The 14,770-nt window shown below is 70.8% G+C and carries 10 protein-coding genes; 2 read left to right on the forward strand and 8 right to left on the reverse strand.

Annotated elements, in window-relative coordinates:
- Positions 1–30: 30 nt before the first annotated feature.
- Positions 31–2,427, reverse strand: a complete 2,397-nt coding sequence (locus tag OCJ37_RS11185; RefSeq protein ID WP_263113656.1) for a GH92 family glycosyl hydrolase — start codon at positions 2,425–2,427, stop codon at positions 31–33.
- 496 nt (positions 2,428–2,923) lie between these two features.
- Here OCJ37_RS11185 and OCJ37_RS11190 point away from each other — a divergent pair, with 496 nt between their 5' ends.
- Both OCJ37_RS11190 and OCJ37_RS11195 read left to right on the forward strand, forming a co-directional pair.
- Entirely contained in the window at positions 2,924–6,031 is a 3,108-nt protein-coding gene (locus OCJ37_RS11190; RefSeq protein WP_263109487.1) for a TonB-dependent receptor, read from the forward strand.
- 323 nt (positions 6,032–6,354) lie between these two features.
- The gene (locus OCJ37_RS11195; protein ID WP_263109488.1) at positions 6,355–7,506 is read left to right on the forward strand and encodes a C13 family peptidase; all 1,152 of its coding nucleotides are present in this window, start codon (positions 6,355–6,357) and stop codon (positions 7,504–7,506) included.
- Positions 7,507–8,138: 632 nt separating this feature from the next.
- On the opposite strand, the gene OCJ37_RS11200 is transcribed toward OCJ37_RS11195, so the two are convergent.
- The 7 genes from OCJ37_RS11200 to hisC all read right to left on the reverse strand — a co-directional run bounded on the left by OCJ37_RS11200 (position 8,139) and on the right by hisC (position 14,757).
- On the reverse strand, positions 8,139–9,725 hold the full coding sequence (locus tag OCJ37_RS11200; RefSeq protein WP_263109489.1) for a calcineurin-like phosphoesterase C-terminal domain-containing protein: 1,587 nt from the start codon (positions 9,723–9,725) through the stop codon (positions 8,139–8,141).
- A 74-nt stretch (positions 9,726–9,799) separates the two neighbouring features.
- On the reverse strand, positions 9,800–10,423 hold the full coding sequence (hisIE, locus tag OCJ37_RS11205; RefSeq protein WP_263109490.1) for a bifunctional phosphoribosyl-AMP cyclohydrolase/phosphoribosyl-ATP diphosphatase HisIE: 624 nt from the start codon (positions 10,421–10,423) through the stop codon (positions 9,800–9,802).
- Positions 10,413–11,189: an imidazole glycerol phosphate synthase subunit HisF gene (gene hisF, locus OCJ37_RS11210; protein ID WP_185813000.1), complete on the reverse strand. Its 777-nt coding sequence runs from the start codon at positions 11,187–11,189 to the stop codon at positions 10,413–10,415. Before hisF ends, hisIE begins: the two co-directional genes overlap by 11 nt.
- Positions 11,183–11,917: a 1-(5-phosphoribosyl)-5-[(5-phosphoribosylamino)methylideneamino]imidazole-4-carboxamide isomerase gene (gene hisA / locus OCJ37_RS11215; protein ID WP_263109491.1), complete on the reverse strand. Its 735-nt coding sequence runs from the start codon at positions 11,915–11,917 to the stop codon at positions 11,183–11,185. The genes hisF and hisA overlap by 7 nt, the downstream gene beginning before the upstream one ends.
- Complete coding sequence (hisH, locus tag OCJ37_RS11220) at positions 11,914–12,516, reverse strand: imidazole glycerol phosphate synthase subunit HisH (RefSeq protein WP_263109492.1); 603 nt, start codon at positions 12,514–12,516, stop codon at positions 11,914–11,916. The genes hisA and hisH overlap by 4 nt, the downstream gene beginning before the upstream one ends.
- Before the next feature lie 28 nt (positions 12,517–12,544).
- Positions 12,545–13,672, reverse strand: a complete 1,128-nt coding sequence (hisB, locus tag OCJ37_RS11225; protein WP_263109493.1) for a bifunctional histidinol-phosphatase/imidazoleglycerol-phosphate dehydratase HisB — start codon at positions 13,670–13,672, stop codon at positions 12,545–12,547.
- Entirely contained in the window at positions 13,669–14,757 is a 1,089-nt protein-coding gene (gene hisC, locus OCJ37_RS11230) for a histidinol-phosphate transaminase (protein WP_263113657.1), read from the reverse strand. The genes hisB and hisC overlap by 4 nt, the downstream gene beginning before the upstream one ends.
- Positions 14,758–14,770 lie beyond the last annotated feature (13 nt).

Genomic DNA, 14,770 nt, shown 5'->3' on the forward strand with positions numbered 1-14,770 from the left:
CGACGCAGGGGCGGCCGGCATGCGCGTCGCTCATTCCAGCGCCGCGCCGGGCGTGGCGCAGAACGAGGCCGGCAGCGCGTCGGCCTGCGTGCCCCAGCCGGCCTGCGGCGCCTGCGCGCCCAGCGCGAAGGCGACGGTGCCGCCCTGGCGCAGGCGCGCCCAGTCCAGCCACACCGGCGCATGCGCGCGGCCATCGACCCGCACCTGCTGGATGTACTGCAGCTGGCGGCCGTCGGCGCCGGGCGCGCGCAGGGTCAGTGTTCTGCCCGTTCCAAGATCGACCTCGGCCTGCGCGAAGCGCGGCGTATGCAGCAGGAACTGGCCGCTGCCCGGCACCGCCGGGTACAGGCCGAGCGCGCTGAACAGGTACCAGGCCGACATCGTGCCCAGGTCGTCGTTGCCGGTGACGCCGTTGGGCGCGTTGGTGAACAACTGCTGCGCCGCGCGCACCACGGTCGCCGTCTTCCACGGCTGGCCGATCAGCGTGTACATCCACGGCGCATGCAGGTCCGGCTCGTTGTTCGGGTTGTAGCGGAACTGGTTGTAGTAGCTGTACGGCCCGACCACCCACTCCTTGCGCGCGGCGGTCAGCGGCGCCTGGCGCAGCGCGTCGTAGGCGAAGAAGGCGTCCAGCCGGCGCGCGGCCTGGTCGCGGCCGTGCATCGCCTGGACCAGGCCGGGCACGTCCTGCTGCGCCAGCCACTGGTACTGCCAGCCGGTGCCCTCGTGGAAGCCATGCTGCGAACGCGGGCTGTAGTGCCCGTCGGCCGGCGTATACCAGCTGCCGTCCTGCATGCGCGGCCGCGGGAACCCGTCGAACCCGCTCTGCGCGTCGCGCACCTGCGGATCCCACACCTTGCGCCAGTTGCGCCCGCGTTCGCGCAGCGCGCCGGCATCGTCGGCATGGCCCAGGCCGGCGGCCATCTGCGCCAGCGCGCAGTCGGCCAGCGCGTATTCGAGCGTGGCCGACCCGCCGTGGTGCGGGTCCACGTCCATGCCCTTGGACGGAAACGCGCGGTCGTACTGCACGAAGCCGCTGGCCAGGTAGTTCGGATTGCCCGAGCGGCCGGCGTGGCGCGAATTCAGCGGCGGGATGCCGAAGGCGTTGCGGCGCAGCGCGGCGTAGGCCTCCTCTTCGCGCCCGGCCAGCGCGCCGGCGCGCCACAGGTCGACCAGGAACGGCGTCACCGGATCGCCGGTCATCACGTTGGTTTCGAAATTGGCATAGCCCCAGCGCGGCAACCAGCCGCCCTGTTCGTCGATCGCCAGCACGCTGCGGGCGATGTCGCGCGCGACCTGCGGCCTGGTCAACGCCAGCCACTGGTTCTGCGCGCGGTAGGTGTCCCACAGCGAGAAATACTCGTAGTAGGTCCAGCCATCGGCGCGATGGATGCCGTCGTCGTAGCCGCGGTAGCGGCCGTCGGCGTCGCTGCCGGTCAGTGGCTGCAGCAACGCGTGGTACAGCGCGGTGTAGAACACGGTGCGGTCGTCGCCGCTGCCGCCGCGCAGGCGCACCGAAGCCAGTTCCTGCCGCCACTGCCGCTGCGCCAGCTGCCGCATCCGCTCGAAGCCCAGCAGCCTGCCGTCCTGCATGCCGTCGCTGCGCAGGTTGGTGCGCGCGCCTTCGGCGTCCACGTGCGAGATCGCGCTGACCGCGGTCACCGCGCGGCCTCCGGCCAGGTCGAAGCTGAGCCAGGCGCCGCTCGGCTTGAGCTCGCCTTCCATGCCGTGGCGGGCGCCGGGCACCCCGCCGGCCTCGCCCCAGGTGCCGAACGCCGTGAACGGGCGGTCGAACTCGATGCGGAACCAGGTGGTGTACTGATGGCCGCCGCAGAAGCTGTCGGTGACCAGCTTGCCTTCCACCACCCGGTCGCCGACCACCTCGATCGCGCTGCCGATCACCCGGTGGCGGTCGTTGGCCTGGCCGAGGTTGACCAGCAGGTGGCCGCTGCCCGCCGCGGCCGGGAAGGTGTAGCGCTCGGCCGCGGCGCGGGTGCGCGCGGTGGCCTCGACGTCGATGCCGCCGTAGTCGGTCAGGCGCACCTTGTAGTACCCGGCCTGCCCCACTTCGCCGGCGTGGGTGTACGCCGCCGCATAGCGCGTGTGGTCGAAGCTCTTGGCGTCGCCGGTATCGAAATCGCCGCCTGGGCCGATGCGGCCGGTCACCGGCAGCACCGACACCTGGCCGCCCTGCTCCCAGCACCCGGCGCCGGACAGGAACGAGTGGCCGAAGCCGCGGATCTTGGGGTCGTCGTAGCGCCACCCGGCGTAGTGCTCGCCGATCGGGCTGACCTGGATCAGGCCGAACGGCGCCGACGCGCCGGGGAACGTGTTGCCGTCGTCCTTGCTGCCGATGAAGGTGTTGACCTCGCGTTCCAGCGCCTGCGGCGCGGCCTGCAGCGACGGCGCGAACGACAGCGCCAGCAGGCAGGCCAGCCCGGCCAGCCGGTGCCGGGACCCGGCGGCAGGGGCAGCGGGTGTTGGTGCAGCGACCGCTGCCACAGGCCCATGGCAGTGCGGCCGCGAACCGCCCGCCGAGTGGCGCGCGGCCTTGGATCGCGCCGCAAACCCCAAGCCGACCAACGAAGCAGCAACCATGCGGACTCGTCTCCCCGGGAATTTAGATCGATTCAAGTAAACAGGAGAATGGTGGCTGGCGCATTCTGCGGCGCACCATCGGATCCCTTGCTCCGGTTCGGTCCGCATATTGCGGGGCAGCATGCGCCCCCCGATGTGCCGTGTTACACATCTGCCGCCGTTTAGATCGATTCAAGCTCAACGATCGGTCTCGCCCGTGGTGGCAAGGGGCCAGTGCGGCCAAGCCAACAGGTACATCGTCACGGAGATGCCGGCACCAGATTTGGATCGATAAAAACCAAGACCGTGCAAGCCACCGTTCAATCCAGGAGAGGGAGAGAGGGGAATGAAACAGACTTCACGCAAGCAGGGCCGCGACGCATTGGCCGCCGCCATCGGCTTCGCCCTGGCCGCCGCGCTGGCGCCGGCCGGCGCGTTCGCGCAACAGGCCGCACCGGCCACCGCCCCGCCGGCCGCCGCGGCGTCGCCCGACGCGACCACGCTCGACAGCGTCAACGTCACCGGCTACCGCTACGCCATCGAAAAGAGCCTGCAGCAGAAGCGCGACGCCAACGCCGTGGTCGAGGTGATCACCGCCGAGGACGTGGGCAAGTTCCCCGACAAGAACGTGGCCGACGCGCTGCAGCGCGTGCCGGGCGTGGTCATCACCCGCGACGGCGGCGAAGGCAAGAGCGTGAGCGTGCGCGGCCTGGCGCCGGACCTAACCCTGACCCAGTTGAACGGCAACTACGTCGCCACCTCGGAAACCAACGACGAGGCCACGCGTTCGTTCAACTACACCCTGCTGCCGTCGAACATGCTGTCCAGCGCGGAACTGTTCAAGTCGCCGGAAGCGCGCATCGACGAAGGCGGCATCGGCGGCACGGTGATCCTGCATACCCGCCGCCCGCTCGACATGGAATCCAACTCCGGCTACGTCAACGTCGAGGGCACCTCGTCCGACACCAGCCACGACGTCGATCCGCAGCTGTCGGCGCTGTACTCCTGGCACAGCAAGGACGAACGCTTCGGCGTGCTGGTCGGCGTGACCCAGCAGAAGCGCACCAACCGCAGCATGGAGGCCAGCACCGAGGACTACCAGTGGTACGGCAACGGCACCGATGCGCTCGACGCCCACGGCAACCCGCTGACCCAGGACGGCATCCACTACTGGTGGGGCCAGTCCGGCTTCAACGACCAGAACGGGCGCAACTACAGCGAGTTCTTCCTGCCTACCTCGGTCAACTTCGCCGTGCGCGACGAACAGCGCGAGCGCAAGGGCGGGCAGCTGACCTTCCAGTTCAAGCCGCTCGACAACCTGACCCTGACCGCCAACTACTTCCGCTTCGAACTGCAGGGCAACTACACCGAGAACATGCTGAAGATTCCGGAGTGGAACCTGGCGCGCTTCAACGGCGACGGCAACTGGGCCGGCGGCCGCCTGCTCGACGGGCTCAGCTTCGATCCCAGCGGCAGCGTGGTCACCGGCGCGCAGTACGAGAAACTGGCCGGCAAGACCTACTACTGCAGCGAGGAACAGGCGGCCGCGGCCGGCCTGGCGCCGGGCGGCTGGGGGCCGGACGACTGCACCATCCCCACCCCGCAGCTCACCGGCACCTACAGCCGCGAGAAGGCGCTGTCGCAGACCGCCGACCTGTCGATCGACTGGGAGATCAGCCCATTGTGGAAGGCCTCGTTCACCGGCGGCCGCACCTGGTCCGAAGGCGGCCCGTCGATGAGCTTCCGCATGTCGGCCAAGCCGCGCCGGCAGGTCGACGGCGTGTGGCAATCCGGCAACGGCTACAGTGCCTGGGACCTGACCGGCACGCCCAGCGCGACGTTCTCGCCGAACCTGCAGGACCAACTGATGGCCGGCATCGCCGAGATCGATACCGGCTCGACCGACTCGTCGTGGATGCAGACCAGCATCAAGCAGAACTACTTCCAGGCCGACATCAGCAAGCTGTTCGAGAACGGCTGGCTAGATTCGATCCAGTTCGGCGCCAAGTACCGCGACGGGCAGGTGCACCGCAACACCGGCAACACCTACTGGGTGTGCCAGGGCACCGATCCGGCCGACTACGACAACAACCGCTACCAGTCCGGTTGCGACCCCGCCGCCGGCGTGGCCCAGCCCGGCTTCTTCCTGTCCAGCCCGATCGACAACATCCGCGGCGGCTTCAACGCCAACGTGTTTCCCGGCATCGACTACCCGGCCTACATCGACTACCTCAACGAGCGCTACGGCGGCTCGCACAACCGCCGCGAGGACGACTTCGTCTACAACGTCGACGAGAAGATCTTCTCCGGCTACTTCCAGGCCAACTTCCGCACCGAGCGCGTGCGCGGCAACCTCGGCGTGCGCGTGGTGCGCACCAAGCAGTTCGCCGAATCCAGCGATTCGGTGGAGCGGTTCAACGACTACTTCCAGGACAACGCGGCCGGCGACCCGATGGGCTGCAACGACCCGGCCGCCGCCGCCCTGATCGGCTCCGGCAGCGGCTACGTGTGCCAGAGCGGCTTCGTCCGCGTGCCCGATGCGCTGGCGCGCGCGAAGACCTATGCGCTGAGCTCGATGGAGAAGACCTATACCGACGTGCTGCCCAGCTTCAACATCGCCTGGGACATCACCGACACCCTGGTGCTGCGTGGCGCGGCGTCCAAGGTGATCGCGCGGCCGAGCTACACCAGCATCGCCTACCCGGGCAGCCTGCGCTTCGTCAGCGACGAGTACAGCAACGACCGCCGCGTCGCCGGCGGCACCGACACGCCCGGCTGGCACGGTTCGGGCAGCAACAAGGGCCTGCAGCCGTTCGAGGCGACCCAGTACGACCTCGGCCTGGAGTGGTACTTCACCCCGGGCGCGGTCGCCGGCGTGGCGCTGTTCCGCAAGAACGTGGACAACTTCACCGTGCCGGTGGTGCGCGACCAGCAGATGAACGTCGGCGGCCAGACGGTCACGGTGCAGCGCTACGAAACCGAGGCCAATGGCCAGGACGGCGTGTCGCAGGGCGTGGAACTGTACGGCCAGTACACGCTCGATTTCGGTCTCGGCTTCCAGGCCAACTACACCTACAACGACACCAACCTGGCCGCGATCGTGCTGGACGGCCAGGCGATCGGTTCCTCGCCGCTGGTCGGCAGCGCCAAGAACCAGGCCAATTTCACCGTGTTCTACGAAAACGAGAAGTTCCTGGCGCGCGCCTCGTACAACCGGCGCGGCGAAGTCGTCGGCGGCCTCAACAACGGGCTGACCGAGTATTCCGAGCCCTACGATCAGCTGGACCTCAACGTGGCCTACAACGTCACCGAGGCCCTGACCGTGACCGCGTCGGTGCTCAACGCGACCGAGTCCGAGCAGCGCATCCACCTGGGCAACGACACCAAGGCCCGCCTGCTGTCCAACACCTACACCGGCCGCCAGCTGTATCTGGGCATGAACTGGAAGTTCTGAGCACTCGCCTTGCGCTTGGACGGGTCGGCCTGTCCACGGCAGCCGCGCTGGCGCAGGCGGCTGCCGTTCCCGCCGACGTGCGGGTCACCTGGATGCGCCCCGCTGCGGTGATCGAAGCGTTCGCCCTGCCTGGTACGGCAAGGCGCGGACATTGATGTGGCCGAACCGCGCCCGCAGCATGGGATCGGCGACTGGGCCGCGCGCACGATCGCCGCGGTCGAGAACCGTGTGCGGCACGGCGCATCGACGAGGCGGCCACGTCCCTGCTTCCACATCCGCGCGCGGCGATTGCCGGGCCTCCCGTTGCGCGCGATCATCCGCGCATGGCCGCCCCTTCCCGCCCGCGTTTCCGCCCATACCGGTATCTGCTGGCCGCGGGCCTGATGCTGTGCTGCGCCTGGCCGCACGCGGCCGTGCCGCCGCCGGTGCCGGGCACGCTGGCCGCACCTGCCACGGCCGATCCCGGACGGGATCCGCTGCTGCAGGCGCAGCTGCGCGCCTTGCAACCGCAGCGGCCGGGGGTGACCGACCTGTACGTGGTCGGCTTCGCCGGCGACGCCAGCGAGGACGTGTTCCGCAACGAGACGCTGTACCTGCGCCAGCTGTTCGCGCAGCGTTTCGACGCCGGCGGGCGCATCGTCACCCTGATCAACCACGCCGACAATCTCGGCAACCGCGCCTACGCGCCGCAGGCCTCGTACGACAACCTGGCCGATACGCTGCAGCGGATCGGCCAGCTGATGGACCGGCGCGAGGACGCGCTGCTGCTGTTCCTGACCAGCCACGGCACCGAGCAGCACGAACTGTATGTGCAGTTCGGTCCCGGCGAGGATGCTGACTACGATTACATCGCGCCGGCGGAACTGCGCGAACTGCTCGACGACGCCGGCATCGGCAACCGGGTGATCGTGCTGTCGGCCTGCTACTCCGGCGGGTTCGTGCCGGCCTTGAAGAGCCCCGACACGCTGGTCATCACCGCCGCGCGCCGCGACCGGCCCTCGTTCGGCTGCGGCAACACCGCCAGCGCCACCTACTTCGGCCGCGCCTGGCTGATCGACGCGCTGGCGCGCACCAGCGACTTCGTCGAGAGCTACCGCCTGGCCAGCGCCGAGATCACCGCGCGCGAACGCGCCGAAGGCGAAGCGCCGTCGTATCCGCAGCTGTACGTCGGCGCGCGGATCGCGCCGTTGCTGCAGCGCTGGCGTGCGCAGTTGCGGCCGGTCGCTGCGCCGGCGTATCCCTATCCGGAGCCCGAGGCGGAGACGGAAACCGGGACGCCAGCGAACGCGGAGAAGGCAACGGCAGCAGTGCCCGGACCGGTTGCCGACGGCAGGGCCGGTGCGAACGGCACGGTCGGCGCGAAGCCGGAAACGGCGTCGGTTCCGAATGCCGATGGCACGACCAGGGCAGCGGCCGCAGGGTCGGCGCACGCGCCGGCCTCGCCAGCGCCGTCCGCGACCGCGCCCCGCCATTGAGGTCTGCGGCGCTGCTGCACAGACATCGCACCCACGAGCGCCTGTTGCGGCGTCGGCGGCAGGTCCTTCTTGCGCCTCCCCGCCACAAGATGCGAGTGATTCGCGTTTGATCGCGGTTCGATGCGGCTCGCTAGACTTGGGTCCGCAGCAAGCCCGCCCGCCTCACGCCAGCCAGCTGCTCCCGATCCTTCCGCCCGCTCGCCTTCGCTCGCCAGCCAGGATCACCCCGCTTTCGCCGGCCTCCCTAGTGGAGGCGTTTTTGTTTTCGGGCCGGCGCAACTCGACTGCATGCGCCGCGGCCGATGTGTCGCGACATGCTGGGCCGCGCTCAGAAAGAGGCTTCAACCGCGCGCGGCGACCGAAGTACAGAGCGATGCATTGCAGGAGGGTGTCGGCCCCGACTGTATCCGAGGCCTGATGAGTTCCCACTTCGCTCGTCGCGACTGAAGTCGCTCCTACAGGGGCATCCGGCAGCCAGGCCGGGTGCACTGTGGGAGGGGCTTGAGCCCCGACTGCATCCAAGCCGGGGCGCTTGCCGCTTCGCTCGTCGCGACGGAAGTCGCTCCTACAGGGAGGTCGATGGCTTGTGCCGTGCCTGCGCACAGGCCTGGCGAATGCCGGCGCCGCGCCCGTCAGGGCGTCGCGTCCTGCAGGCGGTATTGCGTGCTCGCGCGCTGTTCGCCACGCCATGGGTCGAAGGCGCGCACCTCGATGCGGTGGTCTCCGGCGCGCAGGTCGGTCGGCAAGGCGCCGCGCCACAGGTGCTGCGACGGGGTGGCTTCCGGCGAGCGGTCGTAGCCGCGCAGCGTCTCGGCGGCGTCGTCGCGTGCGTTCTCGGCGAGCAGGTCCGGATCCGGCTGCTCCACGCGCAGCATCGGCTTCCATGCGCCGTCGTCGATGCGGTATTCCACGCGGCTGTCGTCCTGGCCCATGAACACGTTCGCGTACACCGCCCAGGCCGGATAGGCGCCGCGGCGCAACACCTTGGGCGCATGCAGGGCCATCGGCGCATCGTCGGCGGCGCGTGCGGCGTGATAGGCCAGCGCATAGCGGCCGTCGCGCCGCACGGTCAGCACCGCGTAGCCGTTGGGGGTGCCGTCGGCCATCGTCGCGGCGGGGATGCCGTCGGCATCCTTGGCCCCGGACCAGAACGCGCCGCAGGCCGCGCCCACGTTGTATTCGTGCAGTGGCTGCGCGCCATGCCAGCCGTCGCCGGCGCCGTGGTGGTAGTGCCGCTGGGTGTGGCTGTGGCCGCTGAGCACCAGCACGTGCGGAAACCCCTGCAGCAGCGCGAACAGGCGCGTGCGGTCGGCATGGCGGAACGTCTCCTTCCCCGGCGCGGCGTCGAACAGCGGGATGTGCAGGCCCAGCACCAGCAGCCGCTGCTTCGGCAACGCCGCCAGGTAGGCCTGCAGGAACGCGAACTGGTCCTCGCGCAGGCCGCCGACGTACCTGGGCTGCTGCTGCGGCTGGTAGACCACGTCGTCCAGGAACACGAAGCTGGCGCCGCCCTCCTCCACCGCGTAGGTGTCCGGGCCGTAGGTCGCGCGCCAAGTGGACAGCGAGCCGGCGTCGTCGGCCGCGTCGAAGTTCAGGTCGTGGTTGCCGGGCACATGGAACCACGGCACGCCAAGCCTGGCGGTTTCGGCATTCAGCGCCGGATACAGCGACAGGTCGTCGTTGACCACGTCGCCGAGCGTGGTGCCCAGGCGCGCGCGGGTCTTGCCGACCAGCGGGGCGACGATGTCGCGCGCGTAGTAGCCGACGTCGGTGGCCGAGGCGGTCTGGGTGTCGGCGAACACCAGCACCTCGGTGCTGGCCGCGGCCGGTTGCGCGCGCAGCGCGAAATCCCAGCCGTCGGGGGCGCCGCCGGTCGGCGCGATGCCGGGGTACTTGAGCGCCGGCGATCCGGCCGGCGCGTAGTGCCGCCAGTACGCCGGCAAGCCGTTGCCGGCGCTGGCGAAGGCGTAGCCGTCGGGCTTGATCACGAACACGGTGCGCCCCGGCTCCACCTGCAGGCGGTAGCGGCCCTGCGCGTCGGTGCGCACGATGTGCACGCCGTCGGAGACCTGCACGCCGGCGATGCCGCGTTCTCCCTTGCCGCGGCCCGCCTGGCCGTCGCGCTCCTGATAGACGCTGCCGCTGATCGTCGCCGGCTGCGCCAGCGCGGGCGCGGCGGCGGTCAACAGGCAGAGAAGCACTACGGCGCGCAGCGGCATGCGTGAAGTCCGGCAATCGGGGAACCGCGATTGTAGCCATCCACCGCGGCACGGCGATGACCGCCATCGCGCGCCTACTTGTGCCGCGCTTCCAGCACCGCGACCGCGTCGGCCAGGCCCAGGCCGCGCGCGCGCAGCAGCACGGTCAGGTGGTACAGCAGGTCGGCCGATTCGCCGAGCAGTTCGGCGTCGCCTTCGGCCACGCCCGCCAATGCGGTTTCCACGCCCTCCTCGCCGACCTTCTGCGCGATGCGCCGGATGCCCTTCTCGAACAGCTGCGTGGTGTAGCTGCCGGGCGGCCGCTCGCGTTCGCGCTGTGCGACCAGCCGGTCGAGCGCGCCCAGGAACTGGCCCGGCGCCTGCGGAAAGCAGCTGCTGCGGCCCAGATGGCAGGTCGGGCCGTGCGGGTGCGCGGTCACCAGCAACGTATCGCGGTCGCAGTCGGTCTGGATCGAGACCAGGTCCAGGGTATGGCCCGAGCTTTCGCCCTTGGTCCACAGGCGCTGCTTGCTGCGGCTGTAGAAGGTGACCTTGCCGCTGGCGCGGGTCGTGGCCAGCGCCTCGGCGTTCATGTAGCCGAGCATCAGCACGCGCAGCGTGGCCGCGTCCTGCACCACCACCGGCAGCAGGCCGTCGCCCTTGCTCCAGTCCAGTTCCGCGTCCGCGGTCGCGGCGGCGGGTTCGTGCTCAGGCGCCATCGCGCACCTCGATCTGTCGTTGGCGCAGGAAGCGCTTGAGGTCGGGAATCGGGATCGCGCCGCTGTGGAACACGCTGGCGGCCAGCGCACCGTCCACGTCGGCCTGCTCGAACACGTCGGCGAAGTGCTGCATCTCGCCGGCGCCGCCGGAGGCGACCAGCGGCACCTTGCACAGCGAGCGCACCTCGAACAGCTGGGCGATGTCGTAGCCGCGGCGCACGCCGTCGTTGTCCATGCAGTTGAGCACGATCTCGCCGGCGCCCAGCTGCTGCGCCTCCACCACCCAGTCGACGGTGCGCACGCGCAGCGCCTGGGTCTTGCTCGGGTCGCCGGTGAAGCGGCGCACGCGCCACTGGCCGTCGTCCTCGCGGATCGAATCGATGCCGACCACCACGCACTGCACGCCGAAGGCCTCGGCCAGTTCGGCGATCAGCGCCGGCCGTTCCAGCGCCGGCGAGTTGATCGAGATCTTGTCGGCGCCGGCGTGCAGCACCGCACGCGCGGTGGCCACGTCGCGGATGCCGCCGGCCACGCAGAACGGGATGTCGATCAGCCGCGCCACGCGCTCGACCCAGGCGTAGTCCACCGAACGCCCTTCCGGGCTGGCGCCGATGTCGTAGAACACCAGTTCGTCGGCGCCCTGGTCGCGGTAGCGCAGCGCCAGTTCGACGATGTCGCCCATGTCGACGTGGTCGCGGAACTTCACGCCCTTGACCACGCGGCCGTCGCGCACGTCCAGGCACGGGATGATGCGCCGGCTCAGCATGCCAGCGCCTCGTCCAGCGTCAGCCGCCCTTCCAGCAGCGCCTTGCCGAGCACCGCGCCGGCGCAGCCGGCCTCGCGCGCGGCGCGCACGTCGGCGGCGTCGCGGATGCCGCCGGAGGCCTGCACGTCCACGCCCGGCGCGATCTGCCGCAGGTAGGCGTACAGCGCCAGGTTCGGCCCGGACAGCATGCCGTCGCGGGCGATGTCGGTGCACAGCAGGTGCTTGAGCCCGGCGGCGGCGTACTCGGCCGCCAGCGCTTCCAGGGTCAGCGCGGAGGTCTCGGTCCAGCCCAGCACCGGCAGCCGCCACACGCCCTGCGCGTCCTGGCGCGTGTCCAGCGCCACGGTGATGCGCTCGGCGCCGAACTCGGCCAGCCACTCCAGCACCGATTCGCGGTCGCGCACCGCCAGCGAGCCGATCACCACCCGCGCCGCGCCGGCGTCGAGCATGCGCTGCACGTCGGCGCGCGAGCGCACGCCGCCGCCGGTCTGCACCTGCAATCCGGTCTGCGCCCGGATCTGGCTCAGCAGCGGCGCCAGGGTGTAGCCGCCGGCGCGCGCCGCGTCCAGGTCGACCAGATGCATCCAGCCGGCGCCGGCGTCGGCGAAGGCCTGCGCGCGCGGCAGCGGATCGTCGCCGTAGTGGGTTTCGCGGGCGTAGTCGCCCTGCGCCAGCCGCACCACGCGGCCGTCGCGGATGTCCAGCGCGGGATAGACGATGAAGCTCATGGGAAATCGGTCTCGAGGAAGTTGCGCAGGATGCGCGCGCCGGTGCTCGCCGAACGCTCGGGATGGAACTGCGCGCCGCAGCGGCGGCCGCGCTGCACCACCGCGGTGAACAGGCCGCCGTGGTCGCAGGCGGCCACGGTGTCGGCGGTGACCGGCGCGGCGTAGCCGTGCACGAAATAGGCATCGGCGCGCTCGGCCAGGCCGTCCAGCAGCGGCGAGGCGCGCATCGGCAGCAGCCGGTTCCAGCCCATGTGCGGGATGCGGATGCCCAGCGCCGGCGGCATGTGCCGGACCACGCCGGTCAGCAGGCCCAGGCAGTCGACGTCGCCTTCCTCCGAGCGCTCGAACAGCAGCTGCATGCCCAGGCAGATGCCGATCAGCGGCACCTGCAGCGCACGCAGCGGTTCGACCAGCCCTTGCTCGCGCAGCCGCGCCATCGCATGCGGCGCGGCGCCGACGCCTGGCAGGATCACCCGCTCGGCGCCCTGCAGCCCGGCCGCGTCGCGCACCAGCCGCGCTTCCACGCCCAGGCGCTCCAATGCGTAGCGCACCGAGCCGAGGTTGGCGCCGCCGGCATCGATCAAGGCGACGTCGGTCATGGTGCGCTCCCCGCAGGACCGGCGCGCATCACAGCACGCCCTTGGTCGAGGGCAGCGCGGCGCCGTCGCGGCGCAGCGCCTGGCGCAGGGCGCGCGCCAGCGCCTTGAAGCAGGCCTCGACCTTGTGGTGGTCGTTGTCGCCATGCACGCGCAGGTGCAGGTTCAGGCCCGCCGCATCGCACAGCGAACGGAAGAAATGCGGCACCAGCTCGGTCGGCAGGTCGCCGACGCGCTCGCGCCTGAAGTCGCCTTCGAACACGAAATATGGGCGGCCGCTGAAATCCAGCGCGGCGCTGGCCAGGGTCTCGTCCATCGGCAGGGTGAAGCCGGCGCGGCCTGCGTCGCCGGCCGCCTGCCACGGACTGTCCGGCGGATCGAAGCCGTAGCGGCCGATGCCCCGCTTGTCGCCCAGCGCCTGGCGCAAGGCCTGGCCCAGCGCCAGGCCGGTGTCCTCGATGGTGTGGTGTTCGTCGATGTGCAGGTCGCCGGCGGCGCGCACGTCCAGGGCGAAGCCGCCGTGCTTGCCGATCTGCTCGAGCATGTGGTCGAAGAACGGCAGGCCGGTGGCGCAGTGCGGGTCGCGCGCCAGGTCCAGGTCCACTTCGACGCGGATCCGGGTTTCCTTGGTGTCGCGCTGCACCGTGGCGCGGCGCGGCGCATCGGCCAGTTCGTGGGCGATGCCGGCCCAGTCCCAGTCGCCGCCGAACTGCTCGGTCTTCAGCTGGAAACCGCGGATGCGCAGATTCTCGGCGAACTGGATGTCGGTGAGGCGGTCGCCGACCATCGCCGAGCGCGCCCAGTCGATGCTGCGGTCCTGCAGGTACGGCAGCATCAGGCCGATGCCGGGCTTGCGCGTGGGGGCGTTGTCGGCCGGCCAGCTGCGGTCGATCAGCACCTCGCGGAAGGCGATGCCCTGGCTGGCGAAGATCTGCAGCATCAGGTCGTTGGGGCCGTCGAACGCGGCCTGCGGATAGGCCGCGCTGCCCAGTCCGTCCTGGTTGGTGACGATGACGAACTGGTAGCCGGCGTCGCGCAATTTCAGCATCGCCGGGATCACGCCCTGCACGAAGCGCAGCTTCTCGTAGGCGTCGATCTGGAAATCGGCCGGCTCCTCGATCAGGGTGCCGTCGCGGTCGACGAACAGGATCGGGGTCATGCCGCCGCCCTCCCCGCCTGCAGCGCGCCGAGCACGCGCTGGTTCTGCTCCGGGGTGCCGAGGGTGATGCGCAGCGCATCGCCCAGGGTCGGCGCGGCACGCTGGTCGCGCACCACCACGCCGGCGCCGAGCAAGGCGCGGAACGCGGCCTCGGCATCGTCGAAGCGCAGCAGCAGGAAGTTGCCCTGCGAGGGATACACACGGCGCACGCCGGGCAGCGCCGCCAGCGCGGCGGACATGCGTTCGCGTTCGCGGCGGATCTCGGCCACGCGCGCGGCGGTCTGGCGCAGCGGCTCGGGCTGCAGCGCGGCCAGCGCCAGCTGCGTGCACGGCGCCGGGATCGGGTACGGCGCCTGGCAGCGGCGCAGCACCGCGACCAGCGCCGGATCGGCGATCACGCAGCCGATCCGCGCCGCGGCCAGCGCATGCGCCTTGGACAGCGTGCGCAGCACCGCCAGGTTGGGGTGGCGCGCCAGCAGCGTGGTCGCCGACGGCATGTCGGAGAATTCGCCATAGGCCTCGTCGACCACCAGCAGGGCGCGCCCGTGCAGCCGTTCGGCGGCACGTTCGATGTCGGCCAGCGGGATCGCCGCGCCGCTGGGATTGCCCGGCGAGCACAGGAACACCAGCTTGGCCATCTGGCTCAGTGCCGCCTCCACCACCGCGTCGACATCGGTGAGCAGGCCGGCGGCGTCTTCGCGCAAGGGCACCTCGACGATGCGCGCATTCTGCAGCCGCGCGCAGACCGCATACATGCCGAACACCGGCGGACTGATCACGATCGCGTCGCGGCCTGGCTCGCACAAGGCGCGCAGCAGCAGGTCGATGGCCTCGTCGCTGCCGCGGCCGAGCAGCAGTTGCTCCGGCGCGCAGGCGTACAGCGCCGCCAGCGCCGCACGCAGCGCCGGCGGCTGCGGATCCGGATAGCGGCGGTTGCCGGCGTCGCGGTCGGCGGGGTTGGCCCAGGCCGACTCGTTGGCGTTGAGCCAGACCTCGCCCTGCAGCGCGCTGCTGCGCGCCGACGAATATCCGGCGAAGTCGCGCAGGTCGGGACGCACCAGCGCCAGCATCGAGCCAGGCGTCACCGCAGTGGTTGCC

The organism is Xanthomonas sp. AM6, from assembly GCF_025665335.1.
Lineage (GTDB): Bacteria > Pseudomonadota > Gammaproteobacteria > Xanthomonadales > Xanthomonadaceae > Xanthomonas_A.

Coding starts and splice junctions, on each gene's coding strand:
- OCJ37_RS11190 (WP_263109487.1), top strand. CDS start 2,924: ATGAAACAGACTTCACGCAAGCAGGGCCGCGACGCATTGGCCGCCGCC.
- OCJ37_RS11195 (WP_263109488.1), top strand. CDS start 6,355: ATGGCCGCCCCTTCCCGCCCGCGTTTCCGCCCATACCGGTATCTGCTG.
- OCJ37_RS11200 (WP_263109489.1), bottom strand. CDS start 9,725: ATGCCGCTGCGCGCCGTAGTGCTTCTCTGCCTGTTGACCGCCGCCGCG.
- hisIE (WP_263109490.1), bottom strand. CDS start 10,423: ATGGCGCCTGAGCACGAACCCGCCGCCGCGACCGCGGACGCGGAACTG.
- hisF (WP_185813000.1), bottom strand. CDS start 11,189: ATGCTGAGCCGGCGCATCATCCCGTGCCTGGACGTGCGCGACGGCCGC.
- hisA (WP_263109491.1), bottom strand. CDS start 11,917: ATGAGCTTCATCGTCTATCCCGCGCTGGACATCCGCGACGGCCGCGTG.
- hisH (WP_263109492.1), bottom strand. CDS start 12,516: ATGACCGACGTCGCCTTGATCGATGCCGGCGGCGCCAACCTCGGCTCG.
- hisB (WP_263109493.1), bottom strand. CDS start 13,672: ATGACCCCGATCCTGTTCGTCGACCGCGACGGCACCCTGATCGAGGAG.